The following is a 13,868-nucleotide window of genomic DNA, read 5'->3' on the forward strand; positions in this document are numbered from 1 at the left end:
GGCGGAATGGCGCCGATCCGGGGGCCTCTGGATGGGCGCAGAACCTCCTGTTGGGTGCCTCCCCTCGCCTTTTGCGAATGCTGCACGCGCATTCCTCTTGCGGAAATGCAAGAAGCGGTATGAATGCGCGATGGTGACGCCCGATGAGTCGGGCTGGCTGCCAGGCTATTGCAAACGTTGAAGAATGATTCCGAACATGACTGATCTCCGGTCGCCCTCGCGGCGGCTGTTCCTGACCGCGGCGGGGACCACCGCGCTGACCATGCTGGCGCTGCCCGCCCCCCTCTGGGCGCAGGCCGATGCGGTGCAGGGCGAACCCTTCAGCTTTGACCTGCTGACCGACGCCGCGCGCGCGCGGGCGGCCCAGCCTGCGCCCGAGGCAGAGGTCCTGTCGCCGCTTTTCACCGACCTCAACTATGACGACTATCAGCATATCCAGTTCCGCCCCGCCAAGGCGCGGTGGAAATCGGCGGAAAGCACCTGGAACCTGCTGCCCTTCCACCTCGGCTGGCTGTTCAAGGAGCCGGTGCGCCTGCATGAGGTCATCGACGGGCGCGCGACCGAACTGACCTTCACCACCGACGATTTCGACTATCGCGGCCATCTGAAAGAGGACGTCCCCCCCGCAACCGCGCTTCCCGGCGTGGCGGGCTTCAAGCTGACCCATCCGCTGAACCGCGCCGACAAGATGGATGAGATCATCTCCTTCGTCGGGGCCAGCTATTTTCGCGCGCTGGGACAGGGCAACACTTACGGCCTTTCGGCACGCGGTCTGGCCATCGACAGCGGCTTGACCAAGGCCGAGGAATTCCCGCGCTTCAGCGGTTTCTGGCTGGAACGTCCGGCGCCGGGGGATGAGCGGGTGACGATCTACGCCGCGCTTGACAGCGCGAGCGTGACCGGGGCCTACCGTTTCATCGTGACGCCGGGCGTCGACACCACAGTCGAGGTGACGGCGCGGCTTTTCTTCCGCAATGACGTCGAACAGCTTGGCATCGCGCCGCTGACCTCAATGTTCCTCTTCGCCGATGTGAACCGGGCGCGGTTCCTCGACTACCGCCCGCGCGTCCATGACAGCAACGGCCTCAGGATCGTGCGGGCGGATGGTGACGTGATCTGGCGCGCGCTCGACAATCCGGCGCGGCTTGCGACCTCCTATTACAGCGAGACGCAGCCGCAGCGCTTCGGCCTGCACCAGCGGGGGCGGGATTTCGACGATTACCAGGACGCCGGTGCGCGCTATGACCTGCGGCCTTCGGTCGATGTCGAGCCGATCGGCGACTGGGGCGCGGGCAAGGTCCGGCTTTTCGAGCTTCCGACCGATGTCGAGGTGCATGACAATATCGGCGCCTTCTGGATTCCCGACCAGCCGGTAAAGGCGGGCGATGCGCGCGAATTCGCCTACAGGCTGCATTGGGGTCGGCTGGAACCCGACTATTCCGACGACCGGGCCATCGTCCGGGCCACACGAAGCGGTGTGGGCGGGGCGGCGGGGGTTGAAAACCCGCCCGACACGCGCAAGTTCGTGGTCGATTTCCACGGCGGAATGCTTGGCCGCCTGCCGGACAGCGACACGGAGGTGTCACCGGTGCTGAGCGTGTCCGGGGGGACCGTCGATGTGCTGACCCTGTCGAAGCTTCCCGGTGAACCGACATGGAGGATGGCCGCCGACATCGCGGCCAAGGACGGCGCGGTCGTGGAGATGACGGCACATATCGCAGGCTACGGCAGGAAACTGTCGGAGATCTGGTCATTCCAATGGGTGAAGTGATGAATATCGAGGTGCTTTCCGAACGCGATGCCGAGGCGGTGATCCTGCCGATCCCGGCCGCTGCCGCGCTGCCCGACGCCCCCCTCGCGATGCCCACGCAACGGCTTGAGGCGCCACAGGCGCTCACCGTCCTGCGCGGCCTTTTCGGCGCGGCGCGGCGCACGGTGAACCATTGACATGGGCAGCCGGTCCAGACTGATCGCCCTGCGTTCGGTTGCCGTTCTTCTGCCCGTGCTGGCGGGAAGCGGGGCGGCAGCGCTGTTCCTTCAGTATTCCTCGGCTGCGGGCCTGACCGTCTATGCCTATCTCAGCGCCGCCCTGCTGGCGCTGTCGACCGCCTGGCTCGCCTGGGGCGCGGGGCTGTCGCTGATCGGGCTTTGGCCCGCGCGAAGGGCAACGGTCGCGGCGCAGCCGATCCGGGGCAAGACCGCGCTCCTGATGCCGGTTTGCAACGAAGACCCCGCCGCGACCTTCGCCCGCGTGGCGGCGATGATGGAGGCGCTGCACGACGCCCCGGCGCGGATCGACTTTGCGATCCTGTCCGACAGTTCCCGGCCCGAGGTGATCGCGGGCGAAGCCTATTGGTTCAATCGCCTGATGGCCGAAACCGGCGGCGAGGGGCGGCTCTTCTACCGCCGCCGCAGCCAGAATACCGGACGCAAGGCGGGTAATATCGCGGATTTCTTCCGCCGCAGCGGCGGGGCCTATGACTTTGCCCTGATCCTTGACGCGGACAGCCTGATGGAGGCGGAGTCGATCCTTGAGATGATCCGGCGGATGGAGGCGGAGCCACGCCTTGGCCTGCTTCAGACGCTTCCCGTCGTGGTACGGGCGCAGTCGATCTTCGGCCGCGCGATGCAATTCGCCGCCGGGTTCTATTCGCCGGTCTTCGCGCGCGGGCTGGCGCGGCTTCAGGGGGCCGCGGGGCCGTTCTGGGGCCATAACGCCATCGTCCGTACCGCCGCCTGGGCCGGGTCCTGTGGGTTGCCGGAACTGGACGGGCCGCCGCCCTTCGGGGGCCATATCCTTAGCCATGACATCGTCGAGGCGGCGCTTCTGGCCCGCGCGGGGTGGATCGTGCGCCTCGACCCCGATCTGGGCGGGTCATATGAGGAAGGGCCGGAAAACCTGATTGAACATGCCAAGCGCGACCGGCGCTGGTGCCAGGGCAACCTTCAGCATTCCCGCGTCATCGGTGCAGCCGGTCTGCCGGGGTGGAGCCGCATGTCGCTGGGCCTTGGGATCATGGCCTATATCGCCCCGGTCTTCTGGGGCGGGTTCCTGATCTCCTCTCTCCTCGACCGGGCGAACCTGCCGCCGCCCGACTATTTCCCCGACCCGCACCAGTTCTTCCCGGTCTTTCCCAGCGATGAGACGGCGAAGGCGATCGGCCTTGCGATCGGGATCGTCGGCCTTCTGATCATGCCGAAACTCCTGATCGTGATCGAGGCGGCGATGGGCGGCCGGTTGCGGCAGTTCGGGCGGCCTGCCTCTGTCGTCCTGTCCTCGGTCCTGGACCTCGCGCTGTCGAGCGTGATCGCCCCGATCCTGATGGCCTTCCAGACCCGGTCCGTGCTTCAGGTCCTGCGCGGCGCCGATGGCGGCTGGCCCGCGAACCGGCGGGGCGAGGCGCGGCTGACCCTGATGGAGGCGTTCGAGGCCTGCCACTTCATGGTCACGGTCGGGCTTCTGGGTCTTGTCGCCTCATGGTACTGGATCCCCGCGCTGCTGCCCTGGCTGCTGCCGGTGCTTGGCCCGATGATCCTGTCGCCGGTCCTGATCGCCTGGACCTCACGCTCTGCGGCGGGGTCGGCGGTGTTCGGGATGCCCGAGGAACGCGCCCTGCCGCCGATCCTTGCGCGGCACGACGCGATCCTTGCGCGCTGGGGGCAGACCTCGGGCGCTGCGCTTGGCACGGGCGCCCAACCGGGCCGGGGTACCGCCGATGCCTGATCGCAGCGCCCTGCAATCGCCCGCGCGCCAGCGTGACGGGCGGATCGACGTGCTTCGGGGCCTTGCCCTTGTGATGATCTTCATCAACCACGTCCCCGGCACGGTGTTCGAGAACCTGACCAACCGCAATTTCGGCTTCTCGGATGCCGCCGAGGGGTTTGTGATGATCTCCGGCATCTCCGCCGCGCTGGCCTATTCGGGCGGTCTGTCGGCCAAGCCGCTCTGGCCGGGGATCGCGAAGGTGTGGAAGCGGGCCTGGACGCTTTACCTTACCCACCTGTTCCTGTCCTTCTGGGCGATCGCCATCGTCTTTGCGACCTGGCGTTTTGGCGGCAGTATCACGCTGGCGCAGAAGGATAACTTCCAGTTCCTCTTCAGCGACCCCTATGGCGTCCTGATCGGGGTGCCGACGCTGGGGCACCAGTTCGGCTATGTGAACATCCTGCCGCTTTACGCCGTCCTGCTGCTGGCCGCCCCGGCGCTGATCCTGCTGGGCCGACGCTGGCCGGTCTGGACGCTTGCCGGGTCTGTCGCGCTCTGGTTCGCTGCGGGGTGGTTCCGGCTCGACCTGCCGGCCTATCCGCTTCCCGGCGGCTGGTTCTTCAACCCGTTCTCCTGGCAACTTCTGTTCGTGATCGGCCTCTTGACCGGGCTGGCGATGAAGCGCGGCGCGCGGTTCGTGCCGTTACGGCCGTGGCTGGCCTGGCTGGCCTGGGGTTTTGTCATCCTCGCGGTGGTCTGGCTGAAATGGCACGCGCTGGGGCGGGCGGCGGGGACCGCGCTCTGGTGGGCGGCCAATCACGGCGCGCCCTGGTTCTTTACCGCCTTCGACAAGACATATGTGTCGCTGCCCCGGCTTCTGCATGTCGTGGCCCTTGCCTATGCGATCAGCACCATCCCCGGATTCCGCCGCGCGGCCGATCATCCGGCGCTGGCGCCGCTGGCGGTCCTGGGGCGGCAGGCGCTGCCGGTCTTCGCGATGGGGACGCTTCTGTCCTTCGCCGCCCGCGCGGTGAAGGAGCTTGCGGTGATACCGTCGCATATCCTCGACGGGTCGCTGATTGCCGGGGGCATCGTGGTGATGATCGCCTTCGCGGCCTTCCTCGACCGCAACCGCAAACCATCCGGCGGGCGGGTCGCCACCGGCCCCGCCCTGCCCGCCCGCGCCTAACGCCGCCCGCGCAGGCCCGCGTTGAAGTACTGCCCGGTCTTTGTCGCAAGATAGGCGTCAAGCGGGATGGTTTCCTGCTTCAGGAAGCCTTGCCGCGGCAGCTTTCCGGCCTTCACCATCTCGATCACCGCCACGACCGAGGCCGAGGTCGTCCAGGCGATCGCCGTGCGCCGACGACCTGCAATCTCCTGCGGATAATAGGCGCGCACGAATTCGGTCCGCTTCAACTGCCCGCCGGTCCAGCCCTCGGCGGCGACGTGAAGGTAGACGACATCCTCATCCACCGGCGGCTTGGCATGGGTCAGGATCCTGCCCGCCGCCTCGCGGTTTTCGCGCATCAGAAGCTCGTGGAAGAAGAAATTCATCAACTGAACATGGCCGGGATAGCGCATGGTCTTGTAATCGAGGTTCTCCACCCGGTCGGCATAGGTTTCACACATCGTCCCGAGGCCGCCGGAGGTGGTGAAGGCTTCAAGCTTCAGCCCGTCGATATAGATCGTCTCCAACCATTCCATCGCCGAGACGGTCTTGTGAACCCCCTCCTCGATCACCTCGCAATCGTTGAGGTATTCGTTGACCACACCCTCGGGCGACCAGTTGAAGGCGTATCCAAGAAGCCCGGTCGGGTTCTGCGGCAGCGCGCCCACGCGCAGGCGGATGGAGCGGACCTTGTCGAACGGTTCGGCCAGATGCGCGCCGACGATGCCGACGAAACCGGGGGCGAGGCCGCATTGCGGGGCCATGAGGCCCTTCGCGGTCTTGGCGAGGTCGCGGATGTGCTGCGTGGTGGGGACGTCTTCCGTCAGGTCGAAGTAATGCAGGCCAAGGCCGTGGGCGACGGTAGAGATGCCGATATTCAGGTGATAGGGCAGGCAGGACAGAACTGCCTCCTGATCCTTCAGGATCGCGCCCAGCGCGGCGGTATCGGTCAGGTCGGCGGTGCGGGTCGGGAAGGGGGTGTCCGCGACCTTGCGCGCGTCGATGCCGGTGACGTCGAACCCCGCCTCCGCCAGCAGCTCCGCCGCCAGGTGGCCGACCTTGCCGAGGCCGAGAACGGCGACTTTGGTGAATGACATCGAAACTCTCCTGTCCGTTGGTTTACGGACAGATTCACGCGGCCGGCCGTCGATTGCGCGCGTCATTTCGGCGGATTGTCAGGGGTTGAGATAAAATATGACGGCACGGCCGGTCATAATGACGAAGCCCCGGAGGTGATCCGGGGCCTCTTGTTTCAACGGAGGTCCCGGATCAGGTCCGGGACGGCACCGCCTTCTCTCAGATGTCGAACTTTACGCCCTGCGCCAGCGGCAGGTCGGCGGAATAGTTGATCGTGTTGGTCTGGCGTCGCATGTAGCCCTTCCAGGCGTCCGAACCGCTTTCGCGGCCGCCGCCGGTTTCCTTCTCGCCGCCGAAGGCGCCACCGATCTCGGCGCCCGAAGGGCCGATATTGACGTTGGCGATGCCGCAGTCGGACCCGACGGAGGACAGGAAGGTTTCCGCCTCGCGCATGTTCAGCGTGAAGATGCAGGAGGACAGGCCCTGCGGCACGTCGTTCTGGATCGCGATCGCCTCATCCAGCGTGTCATAGCCCATGACGTAAAGGATCGGCGCGAAGGTCTCGGTGCGCACCGTGTCGGTCTGCTTCGGCATTTCGGCCACGGCGGGCTGCACATAGGCGCCGCCCTGCGGCACGCCCGTCGCAACGGTCTTGCCGCCGTGGATCGTGCCGCCTTCGGACTTCGCCTGTTCCAGCGCGGCCTGCATCCGGTCGCGCGAGGCGTGGTCGATCAGCGGGCCGATCAGCGTCGTCCCCTTGCGCGGATCGCCGATGGGCAGGCTGCCATAGGCCTTGACCAGCCGCGCCACCAGATCGTCCTTGATCGAGTTATGCGCGATCAGGCGGCGCAGTGAGGTGCAGCGCTGCCCCGCCGTGCCGACGGCGGAAAAGACGATGGCGCGCACCGCCATGTCGAGGTCGGCCGAGGGCGCGACGATCATCGCGTTGTTTCCGCCAAGCTCCAGGATCGGGCGGCCCCAGCGGGCGGAAACCTTCGGCCCGACGATACCGCCCATGCGGGTCGATCCGGTGGCCGAGACGATGGGAACGTCCTTGGAATTCACCAGCGCCTCCCCCACATCCGGGCCGCCGATCACCAGTTGCACCAGCCCCTCGGGCGCGTCGCCAAACCGCTTCAGCGCGCGGTCGAGGATCTTCATGCAGACCATCGCGGTCAGCGGGGTCTTTTCCGACGGCTTCCAGATCACCGGATCGCCGCACACAAGTGCCAGCGCAGTGTTCCAGGACCAGACCGCAACGGGAAAGTTGAAGGCGGTGATGACGGCGCAGGGGCCAAGCGGATGCCAGGTTTCCATCATCCGGTGACCGGGACGTTCCGAGGCGATGGTCAGGCCGTAAATCTGGCGGCTAAGGCCCACGGCAAAGTCGCAGATGTCGATCATCTCCTGCACCTCGCCCAGACCCTCGGACAGGATCTTGCCCGCCTCAAGCGTCACGACCGCGCCCAGCTCTTCCTTCGAGGCCCGCAGTTCCTCGCCCAGCAGGCGGACAAGTTCACCCCGGCGCGGGGCCGGGACCTGCCGCCAGGCCTTGAATGCCTCCTGCGACGTCGCGATGATCGCAGGCATCTCCGCCGCCGTGGTTTCGCGCACCTTCGCGGCCTCGGCGCCGTCGATCGGCGAATGCACGGCCAGCGTGCCGCCCGAAATCTCCGCCTCGCTCAGGCCCGCGGCCTTCAGCACATCCTTGTGGCTCATGTCAGTCTCCCTTCGTGACGGTCGCGCGCTGGTCGTCCATACCCATGGAGACGAGCAGCGGCGCAGAGTGTTGGCGTGTCTGGAAATCGCTCTTTGAACCCATGCCGCGCCAGCGGCCAAGGATCAAGCTTTGTGCCACAGCGCCCCCCAGCGTGGTGCCGGGGCCGGTGACGATGAAAAGATCCGGCGCGAATTCCCGCGCGGCGATGTGGATGGCCTTGGTGAAGTCATATGTCTCCGTCACCTGATGGCCCAGCGTATAGTCCCAAAGCGCGTGTGTGTCGGTCGCGCCCGGCCACCAGATCGCACCGCGCCCGTCGATCATCGGCAGCTTCGGCTGGCTGAACAGCGTGGGCGACAGGCGGGCGCGGCCACGTTCGGCGACAGGGGCCTGAAGCGCGGTGTGGAAGGCGGCGTGGTTTGCCAGACGCATCGGGAATCGACCCTGTTCCGGCGGAACTTCGGCCTCAAACGCTTTCAGGCCCGCATCGTTCCCGGCAAGCACCAGCATGCCCCCAAGGTCGATGGACAGGCCAAGGATATGATCCGGCCGCGCGTCGATGTCTGCCACCTTCGCCAGCAGCCCGGCCTTGCGGGCGGTGTCGGGGACCCAGTCCTCACCCACGCAAGGATGCACCATCTGCCCGCCGATCAGCGCCTCTTGCATCAGGGTCCCCATGGTGTTGACCACCTCGAACCCCGCTTCGGCGGTCAGCGCGCCGCCGCAGGCCAGGGCCGAATACCAGCCCATCGAATTGCCGGTAACGGCGACGACCCTGACGCCCTCGATGGCGCGGAAATCGCCCAACGTCGCAGCGTAGATCAGGGCCGAGGCATTGTCGCCCCGTGTATGCTTCGCCACCGAATAGCTCGCCGCGCCGTCAAGATCGCTCAGCGTTTCCTGGCCCAGCGCGGCGCGGGTACGGTCGAAGGCGGTCAGAAGCGCGCGATCGGCGAAATGGCGTTTCAGATAGCCAAGCTCGGTCTTGGTATAGGTCCCCCGGCCGGGGCAGATCACGACGGCGGTTTTCATGCCTTGCCCCCCAGCAGCGTCATCGCCGCGTCATAGATCCCGTCCGCCGAAGGCATGGTCGCGGCATAGGCGGGGCCGGTGGCGATGAAACTGTCCTTCGCCGTGATGCGGGCATGGGGCAGATCGGTGCGTTCGGTGAACAGCGCCATCAACGCCTCGGCCACCCCTCCGGTGCGGCGCGTCTCATCCACGATCAGGATGCGTTTCGCGCCCTTCACCGCCGCGATCAGCGCGTCAGCGGGCAGGGGCGACAGCCAGCGCATGTCGATCACCCGCGCCTTGACGCCCTTCTCCGCCAGCCGCTTCTCGGCCTGGCGCGACAGGTAATAGCCGTTCGCGAAACTGACGATGGCAAGTTCGGTGCCATCGCCATGAACACCCACCTCACCGAACGGAATCACCTCATTTCCGGCGGGATAGAGCCTTATCCAGCCTGCATCCTTCTCTCCATGCAGGTCGCGCATCGGGTAAAGCGCGATGGGTTCGAGAAAGACCACCAGCCGCTGCTCCTCGCGCGCAAGGCGCACGCATTCGCGCAGCATCATCGCCGCATCCGCCCCGTTCGAGGGGCAGGCGAGGATCAGGCCGGGAATGTCGCGCAAGACGGCGACGGAGTTGTCATTGTGGAAATGTCCGCCAAAGCCCTTCTGATAGCCAAGCCCGGCGATCCGCACGACCATCGGGTTGGTGTATTGACCGTTCGAGAAGAAGGGCAGCGTCGCCGCCTCCCCCCGCAGTTGATCCTCGGCATTGTGGAGATAGGCGAGGAACTGGATCTCGGGCATCGGGATGAAGCCGTTTTGCGCCATGCCGATGCCAAGGCCAAGGATCGACTGTTCGTCCAGAAGTGTGTCGATCACCCGGTCCGGGCCAAAGCGGGTGATGAGCTTTTGCGTCACGCCGTAGACGCCGCCCTTGCGCCCGACATCCTCGCCCATCAGGGCAATCTCGGGGTGTTCCAGCATCAGGTCGGTCAGCGCCCAGTTGATGAGGCGGGACATGATCTGCGGCTCTTCCATCGCCTTCAGATCGCCGCCGAAGGCGCTGGCGCGCGCCTCGGCGCTCGGCCCGTTGGTCGGCTTGCAAGCCCGTTTCGGCGGAATCAGGCTCTCCATCACGTCGCGGGCCGTTTTAAGCCGCGGCCGGGTCACCGCCTCTTCCGCGATCCGCGACACACGCGCGCAGGTGTCTTGATAGATAGCCAGCGCCTCGACGGGCGTGAGCGCGCCCGCCTGACCCAGCAGCCGCACGGAATGCAGCAGCGGATCGTTCGCCTCTTCCGCCTCCACCTCCTCGCGCGGCATGTAGGTGGTGGGCATGTCGGCGCCCGCGTGGCCGTAAAGGCGCACCGTGCCGACATGGAGGAAGGCGGGCTTCTTGCGGCCCCGGACATAGGCGGCCGCCTCGGTCGCGACACGGAAGGTCTCGAAGATATCCAGCCCGTTGCAGGCGAAATACTTCAACCCCGGCCGCTGCGCGAAATTGGCGGCGATCCAGCCCTTCGGCGTCTTGGTGGAAATGCCGATGCCGTTATCCTCGCACACGAAGAGAAGCGGCAGGGGGATCGACTGATAGGACGTCCAGGCCGCCGTATTGAACGCGCCCTGCGCGGTGGAGTGGTTGGCCGAGGCGTCCCCGAAGGAGCAATAGACGATGGAGTCGTCCGGCAGGTCCTGATGTTCCGGCCGGTGCCGCCGCGCCGCGCCGATGGAATAGGCAGCGCCCACAGCTTTCGGCAGATGCGAGGCGATGGTGGAGGTTTGGGGCGGAATAGAGAGTGTTTTCGACCCCAGAACCTTGTGCCGCCCGCCGGAAATCGGGTCTTCGGACGAAGACGCGAAGCTGAGAAGCATGTCCCAGGCGATCGACTGCCCCGGCACCTGCGCGGCGCGCGCGATCTGGAACGCCGCGTCGCGGTAATGCAGGAAGGCGGTATCGGTGGGCCGCAGCGCCGCCGCCACCGCCGCCAGCCCCTCATGCCCCGAGGAGCCGATGGTATAGAACCCCTGCCCCGCCTTCTGCATCGCCCGGCTTTGCCGGTCGAGCGCGCGCGACAGGCAGGCCGAGCGGAAGACCGAAACCGCCCCGGTCGGCGACAACGGCCCCACGGGCGCGGCGCCCGGCGGCAGGTCGCCCGCGGCAACCCGTCTCAGGAAGTTTTCGTGAACGATCTCGGCGCGGTCCATGCCAAAGCCTCATGTCTTCACTGTGGAAAAATACTCCCGCCGGAGGCATCTGGCGGCAAGGCCGGACGCCTCCGGCGGGAGTATTTGCGCCACGATGAACCCCCTTCAGAAAAACGCCTGAAGCCCGGTGATCGCGCGGCCGAGGATCAGGGCGTGGACGTCATGGGTGCCTTCATAGGTGTTCACCGTCTCAAGGTTGACCATGTGGCGCATGACCTGGAAATCCTCCTGGATACCGTTGCCGCCATGCATGTCGCGCGCCATCCGGGCCATATCCAGCGCCTTGCCGCAGTTGTTGCGCTTGACGAGCGAAATCATCTCGGGCGCCGCCTTCGCCTCGTCCATCAGGCGGCCGACCCGCAGCGCGCCCTGAAGGCCAAGGGAGATTTCCGTCATCATGTCGGCCAGTTTCTTCTGGTAAAGCTGGGTCTGCGCCAGCGGCCGGTTGAACTGCTTGCGGTCAAGGCCGTATTGGCGCGCCGCGTGCCAGCAGAACTCCGCCGCGCCCAGCACGCCCCAGGCGATGCCGTAGCGCGCGCGGTTGAGGCAGCCGAAGGGGCCTTTCAGCCCTTCGACATTGGGCAGCAGCGCGTCTTCGCCGACCTCGACATTCTCCATCACGATCTCGCCGGTCACCGAAGCCCGGAGGGAGAGCTTGCCCCCGATCTTCGGTGCCGACAGACCCTTCATGCCCTTGTCGAGCACGAAGCCCCGGATCTTGCCGCCATGCGCGTCCGACTTCGCCCAGACGACGAAGACATCCGCGATCGGCGCGTTCGAGATCCACATTTTCGAGCCGTTCAGGACGTAGCCATTCGCCGTTTTCGTGGCGCGGGTCTTCATCCCGGCGGGGTCGGAGCCGGCATCGGGTTCGGTCAGGCCGAAGCAGCCGATATATTCCCCGGACGCAAGTTTCGGCAGGTATTTCTTGCGCTGCTCTTCCGAGCCATAGGCATAGATCGGGTACATCACCAGGCTCGACTGCACCGACATCATGCTGCGATAGCCGCTGTCCACCCGCTCCACCTCGCGCGCGACGAGGCCGTAGGCGACATAAGAGGCGCCGATACCGCCGTATTCCTCGGGCACGGTGACGCCCAGCAGCCCCATCTCCCCCATCTCGCGGAAGATCGCGGGATCGGTCTTTTCCTCACGATAGGCGGCGATGACGCGCGATTGCAGCTTTTCCTGCGCATAGGCGCGGGCGCCGTCGCGCAGCATCCGCTCTTCCTCGGTCAGTTGATCCTCAAGCCGGAAGGCGTCTTCCCAGTCAAAGCGCGACAGGTCGGGGGCGTCCTTGGGTTTCAAAGCCATGGCGAAGTCATCCTTTGGTGGCGAAAGTGCGGGAATGTGTCGGGTATTCATTATGGGCTGGTTTTGCCCGCCGATACAGCGCTATTCTCACCAAGACATATGAGTATCGCACATACATGGCCCTTCCCCGTCGCCTTTTGCCCTCTGTCAGCCTGCTGCGCGCCTTTGAGGCGGTCGTGCGCACCGGGTCGACCCTTGGCGCCGCGCAAGAGTTGCACCTGACGCAAGGGGCGGTGTCGCGCCTGATCCAGAGCCTTGAAACACAGGTCGGCGTCACGCTTTTTGTCCGCGACCGCCGCCGCCTGACGCCCACGGATGAGGCGCTGGCCTATGCGCGGGACGTGGCGAAGGCGCTTGAACTGATCTCCCGCGCGACGATGCGGCTTGGCTCGCCCACCGGGGGCGGGACGCTGTCGCTGGCGATCCTGCCGACCTTCGGCACCCGCTGGCTTGCCCCTCGACTGCCACGCTTTCTGGCGGCGCATCCGGGCATCACGATCAACCTTGCCACGCGGCTGAAGCCCTTCGATTTCGATGAGGAAGGCTTCGATGCCGCGATCCATTTCGGCATCGGCACCTGGCCCGGCACCGAATCGGTCAAGCTGCTGGACGAACGCCTTGTCGCCTGCTGCGCGCCGGGCCTGCTGTCCGGGCGGATGATCGAAGACCCGCGCGATCTTTTCGCGCTACCGCTTCTTCGGCTTGAGACGCGACCGAACGCCTGGGCGGAATGGTTCGCCCATCACGGCGTTCATGACCCGGTCCCGCAGGGGATGATCTTCGATCAGTTCGCACCGATGATTCAGGCGATCATCCATGGCCTTGGCGTCGGGCTGCTGCCAGAGTTTCTGGCCCGCAGCGATCTGGAGGACGGGCGGCTTCTGCCCGTCCATGGCGGTCCGGTCCGGGTGGAGGGCAGCTATCAACTGGTCTGGCCAAAGACCGGCGCGCGGCACGCACCGCTTCTGGCCTTTCGCGACTGGCTGGTGGATGAGGCCGCCGATCCCGACGGGCTGGAGATGCTGCCCCGTTGACCTTTTCCGCATCACAACTCAGGCTTATCCATCATGTCGTCCCGCACCTCGATCCATGACCGTCTTGCCGCCTCGCTGAAAGAGGCGCGCCGCGCCAAGGGGCTTAGCCTTGAGGCGGTGGCGAAGCTGTCCGGTGTCAGCCGGTCGATGGTCAGCCAGATCGAGCGCGGCGAATCGAGTCCGACGGTCGCGACGCTTTGGAACCTGACACAGGCGTTGCAGGTGGATTTCGCGGGGCTGCTGGAAGGCCGCACCGCGCCGGGGATCGAGGTGATCCGCGCGAGCGACGCGCCCGTCATCGGCGGGCGGGGCCAGGGCGTTACCATCCGCATCCTGTCGCCCGCCGAGGCCGCGGGGGAACATGAGGTCTATGAATTGCGGTTCGAGGCGGGGGGCGAGTTGGTCAGCGACCCGCACGGGCCGGGCTGCCGCGAACATCTGACGGTTCTGGAAGGTACGCTTGGCGTCACCTCGGGTGAGGAGACATCACGGTTGGGGACCGGGGATACCGCACGCTATTTCGCCGATCGGCCACACAGGATCGAGGCGATCGGGACCACCGCGCGGGCGATCCTGATCGTGCAGAACAGCTAGGCCCGGATCGGCTAAAATCCGTTTTGATGGACGCGCA

Annotated in this window: 11 protein-coding genes; 6 read left to right on the forward strand and 5 right to left on the reverse strand. The window is 66.1% G+C overall.

The genetic code is table 11. The features are described from left to right. The first annotated feature begins 196 nt into the window (after positions 1-196). The 4 genes from LX70_RS10255 to LX70_RS10265 are packed head-to-tail and all read left to right on the forward strand — an operon-like array spanning position 197 to position 4,895. Entirely contained in the window at positions 197-1,771 is a 1,575-nt protein-coding gene (locus tag LX70_RS10255; RefSeq protein ID WP_105514721.1) for an OpgD/OpgG family glucan biosynthesis protein, read from the forward strand. Further along, positions 1,771-1,947, forward strand: a complete 177-nt coding sequence (locus LX70_RS20740; protein ID WP_211301690.1) for a hypothetical protein — start codon at positions 1,771-1,773, stop codon at positions 1,945-1,947. Before LX70_RS10255 ends, LX70_RS20740 begins: the two co-directional genes overlap by 1 nt. 1 nt (position 1,948) lies before the next feature. Then, positions 1,949-3,724 (forward strand): glucans biosynthesis glucosyltransferase MdoH, encoded by a 1,776-nt coding sequence (mdoH, locus tag LX70_RS10260; RefSeq protein WP_105514669.1) that lies wholly within the window; start codon positions 1,949-1,951, stop codon positions 3,722-3,724. Next, on the forward strand, positions 3,717-4,895 hold the full coding sequence (locus LX70_RS10265; RefSeq protein WP_105514670.1) for an OpgC family protein: 1,179 nt from the start codon (positions 3,717-3,719) through the stop codon (positions 4,893-4,895). Before mdoH ends, LX70_RS10265 begins: the two co-directional genes overlap by 8 nt. Here the strand turns inward: LX70_RS10265 and LX70_RS10270 are convergent. The 5 genes from LX70_RS10270 to LX70_RS10290 all read right to left on the reverse strand — a co-directional run bounded on the left by LX70_RS10270 (position 4,892) and on the right by LX70_RS10290 (position 12,203). Then, complete coding sequence (locus tag LX70_RS10270; RefSeq protein ID WP_105514671.1) at positions 4,892-5,971, reverse strand: saccharopine dehydrogenase family protein; 1,080 nt, start codon at positions 5,969-5,971, stop codon at positions 4,892-4,894. The two genes, LX70_RS10265 and LX70_RS10270, sit on opposite strands and share 4 nt — an antisense overlap. A 199-nt stretch (positions 5,972-6,170) precedes the next feature. Beyond that, positions 6,171-7,670 carry an L-piperidine-6-carboxylate dehydrogenase gene (gene amaB, locus LX70_RS10275; RefSeq protein WP_105514672.1) on the reverse strand — a complete coding sequence of 500 codons (1,500 nt, stop codon included), beginning with the start codon at positions 7,668-7,670 and terminating at the stop codon, positions 6,171-6,173. A gap of 1 nt (position 7,671) precedes the next feature. After that, a complete protein-coding gene (locus tag LX70_RS10280; protein WP_105514673.1) occupies positions 7,672-8,703 on the reverse strand; it encodes an ACP S-malonyltransferase in 1,032 nt (343 codons plus the stop codon). Next, the gene (locus LX70_RS10285; RefSeq protein ID WP_105514674.1) at positions 8,700-10,889 is read right to left on the reverse strand and encodes a dehydrogenase E1 component subunit alpha/beta; all 2,190 of its coding nucleotides are present in this window, start codon (positions 10,887-10,889) and stop codon (positions 8,700-8,702) included. The genes LX70_RS10280 and LX70_RS10285 overlap by 4 nt, the downstream gene beginning before the upstream one ends. 105 nt (positions 10,890-10,994) lie before the next feature. After that, a complete protein-coding gene (locus LX70_RS10290; RefSeq protein WP_105514675.1) occupies positions 10,995-12,203 on the reverse strand; it encodes an acyl-CoA dehydrogenase in 1,209 nt (402 codons plus the stop codon). 116 nt (positions 12,204-12,319) lie between these two features. Here LX70_RS10290 and LX70_RS10295 point away from each other — a divergent pair, with 116 nt between their 5' ends. Together LX70_RS10295 and LX70_RS10300 are read left to right on the forward strand one after the other, a co-directional pair. Continuing rightward, entirely contained in the window at positions 12,320-13,237 is a 918-nt protein-coding gene (locus tag LX70_RS10295; RefSeq protein ID WP_105514676.1) for a LysR family transcriptional regulator, read from the forward strand. Between the two features lie 30 nt (positions 13,238-13,267). Beyond that, positions 13,268-13,831, forward strand: a complete 564-nt coding sequence (locus tag LX70_RS10300; RefSeq protein WP_425430586.1) for a helix-turn-helix domain-containing protein — start codon at positions 13,268-13,270, stop codon at positions 13,829-13,831. Positions 13,832-13,868 lie beyond the last annotated feature (37 nt).

Origin of the sequence: Albidovulum denitrificans, assembly GCF_002973535.1 — a bacterium.
In the GTDB taxonomy this organism is placed as follows: domain Bacteria; phylum Pseudomonadota; class Alphaproteobacteria; order Rhodobacterales; family Rhodobacteraceae; genus Albidovulum; species Albidovulum denitrificans.

Coding starts and splice junctions, on each gene's coding strand:
- LX70_RS10295 (WP_105514676.1), top strand. CDS start 12,320: ATGGCCCTTCCCCGTCGCCTTTTGCCCTCTGTCAGCCTGCTGCGCGCC.
- LX70_RS10280 (WP_105514673.1), bottom strand. CDS start 8,703: ATGAAAACCGCCGTCGTGATCTGCCCCGGCCGGGGGACCTATACCAAG.
- LX70_RS10285 (WP_105514674.1), bottom strand. CDS start 10,889: ATGGACCGCGCCGAGATCGTTCACGAAAACTTCCTGAGACGGGTTGCC.
- amaB (WP_105514672.1), bottom strand. CDS start 7,670: ATGAGCCACAAGGATGTGCTGAAGGCCGCGGGCCTGAGCGAGGCGGAG.
- LX70_RS10265 (WP_105514670.1), top strand. CDS start 3,717: ATGCCTGATCGCAGCGCCCTGCAATCGCCCGCGCGCCAGCGTGACGGG.
- mdoH (WP_105514669.1), top strand. CDS start 1,949: ATGGGCAGCCGGTCCAGACTGATCGCCCTGCGTTCGGTTGCCGTTCTT.
- LX70_RS10290 (WP_105514675.1), bottom strand. CDS start 12,203: ATGGCTTTGAAACCCAAGGACGCCCCCGACCTGTCGCGCTTTGACTGG.
- LX70_RS20740 (WP_211301690.1), top strand. CDS start 1,771: ATGAATATCGAGGTGCTTTCCGAACGCGATGCCGAGGCGGTGATCCTG.
- LX70_RS10270 (WP_105514671.1), bottom strand. CDS start 5,971: ATGTCATTCACCAAAGTCGCCGTTCTCGGCCTCGGCAAGGTCGGCCAC.
- LX70_RS10255 (WP_105514721.1), top strand. CDS start 197: ATGACTGATCTCCGGTCGCCCTCGCGGCGGCTGTTCCTGACCGCGGCG.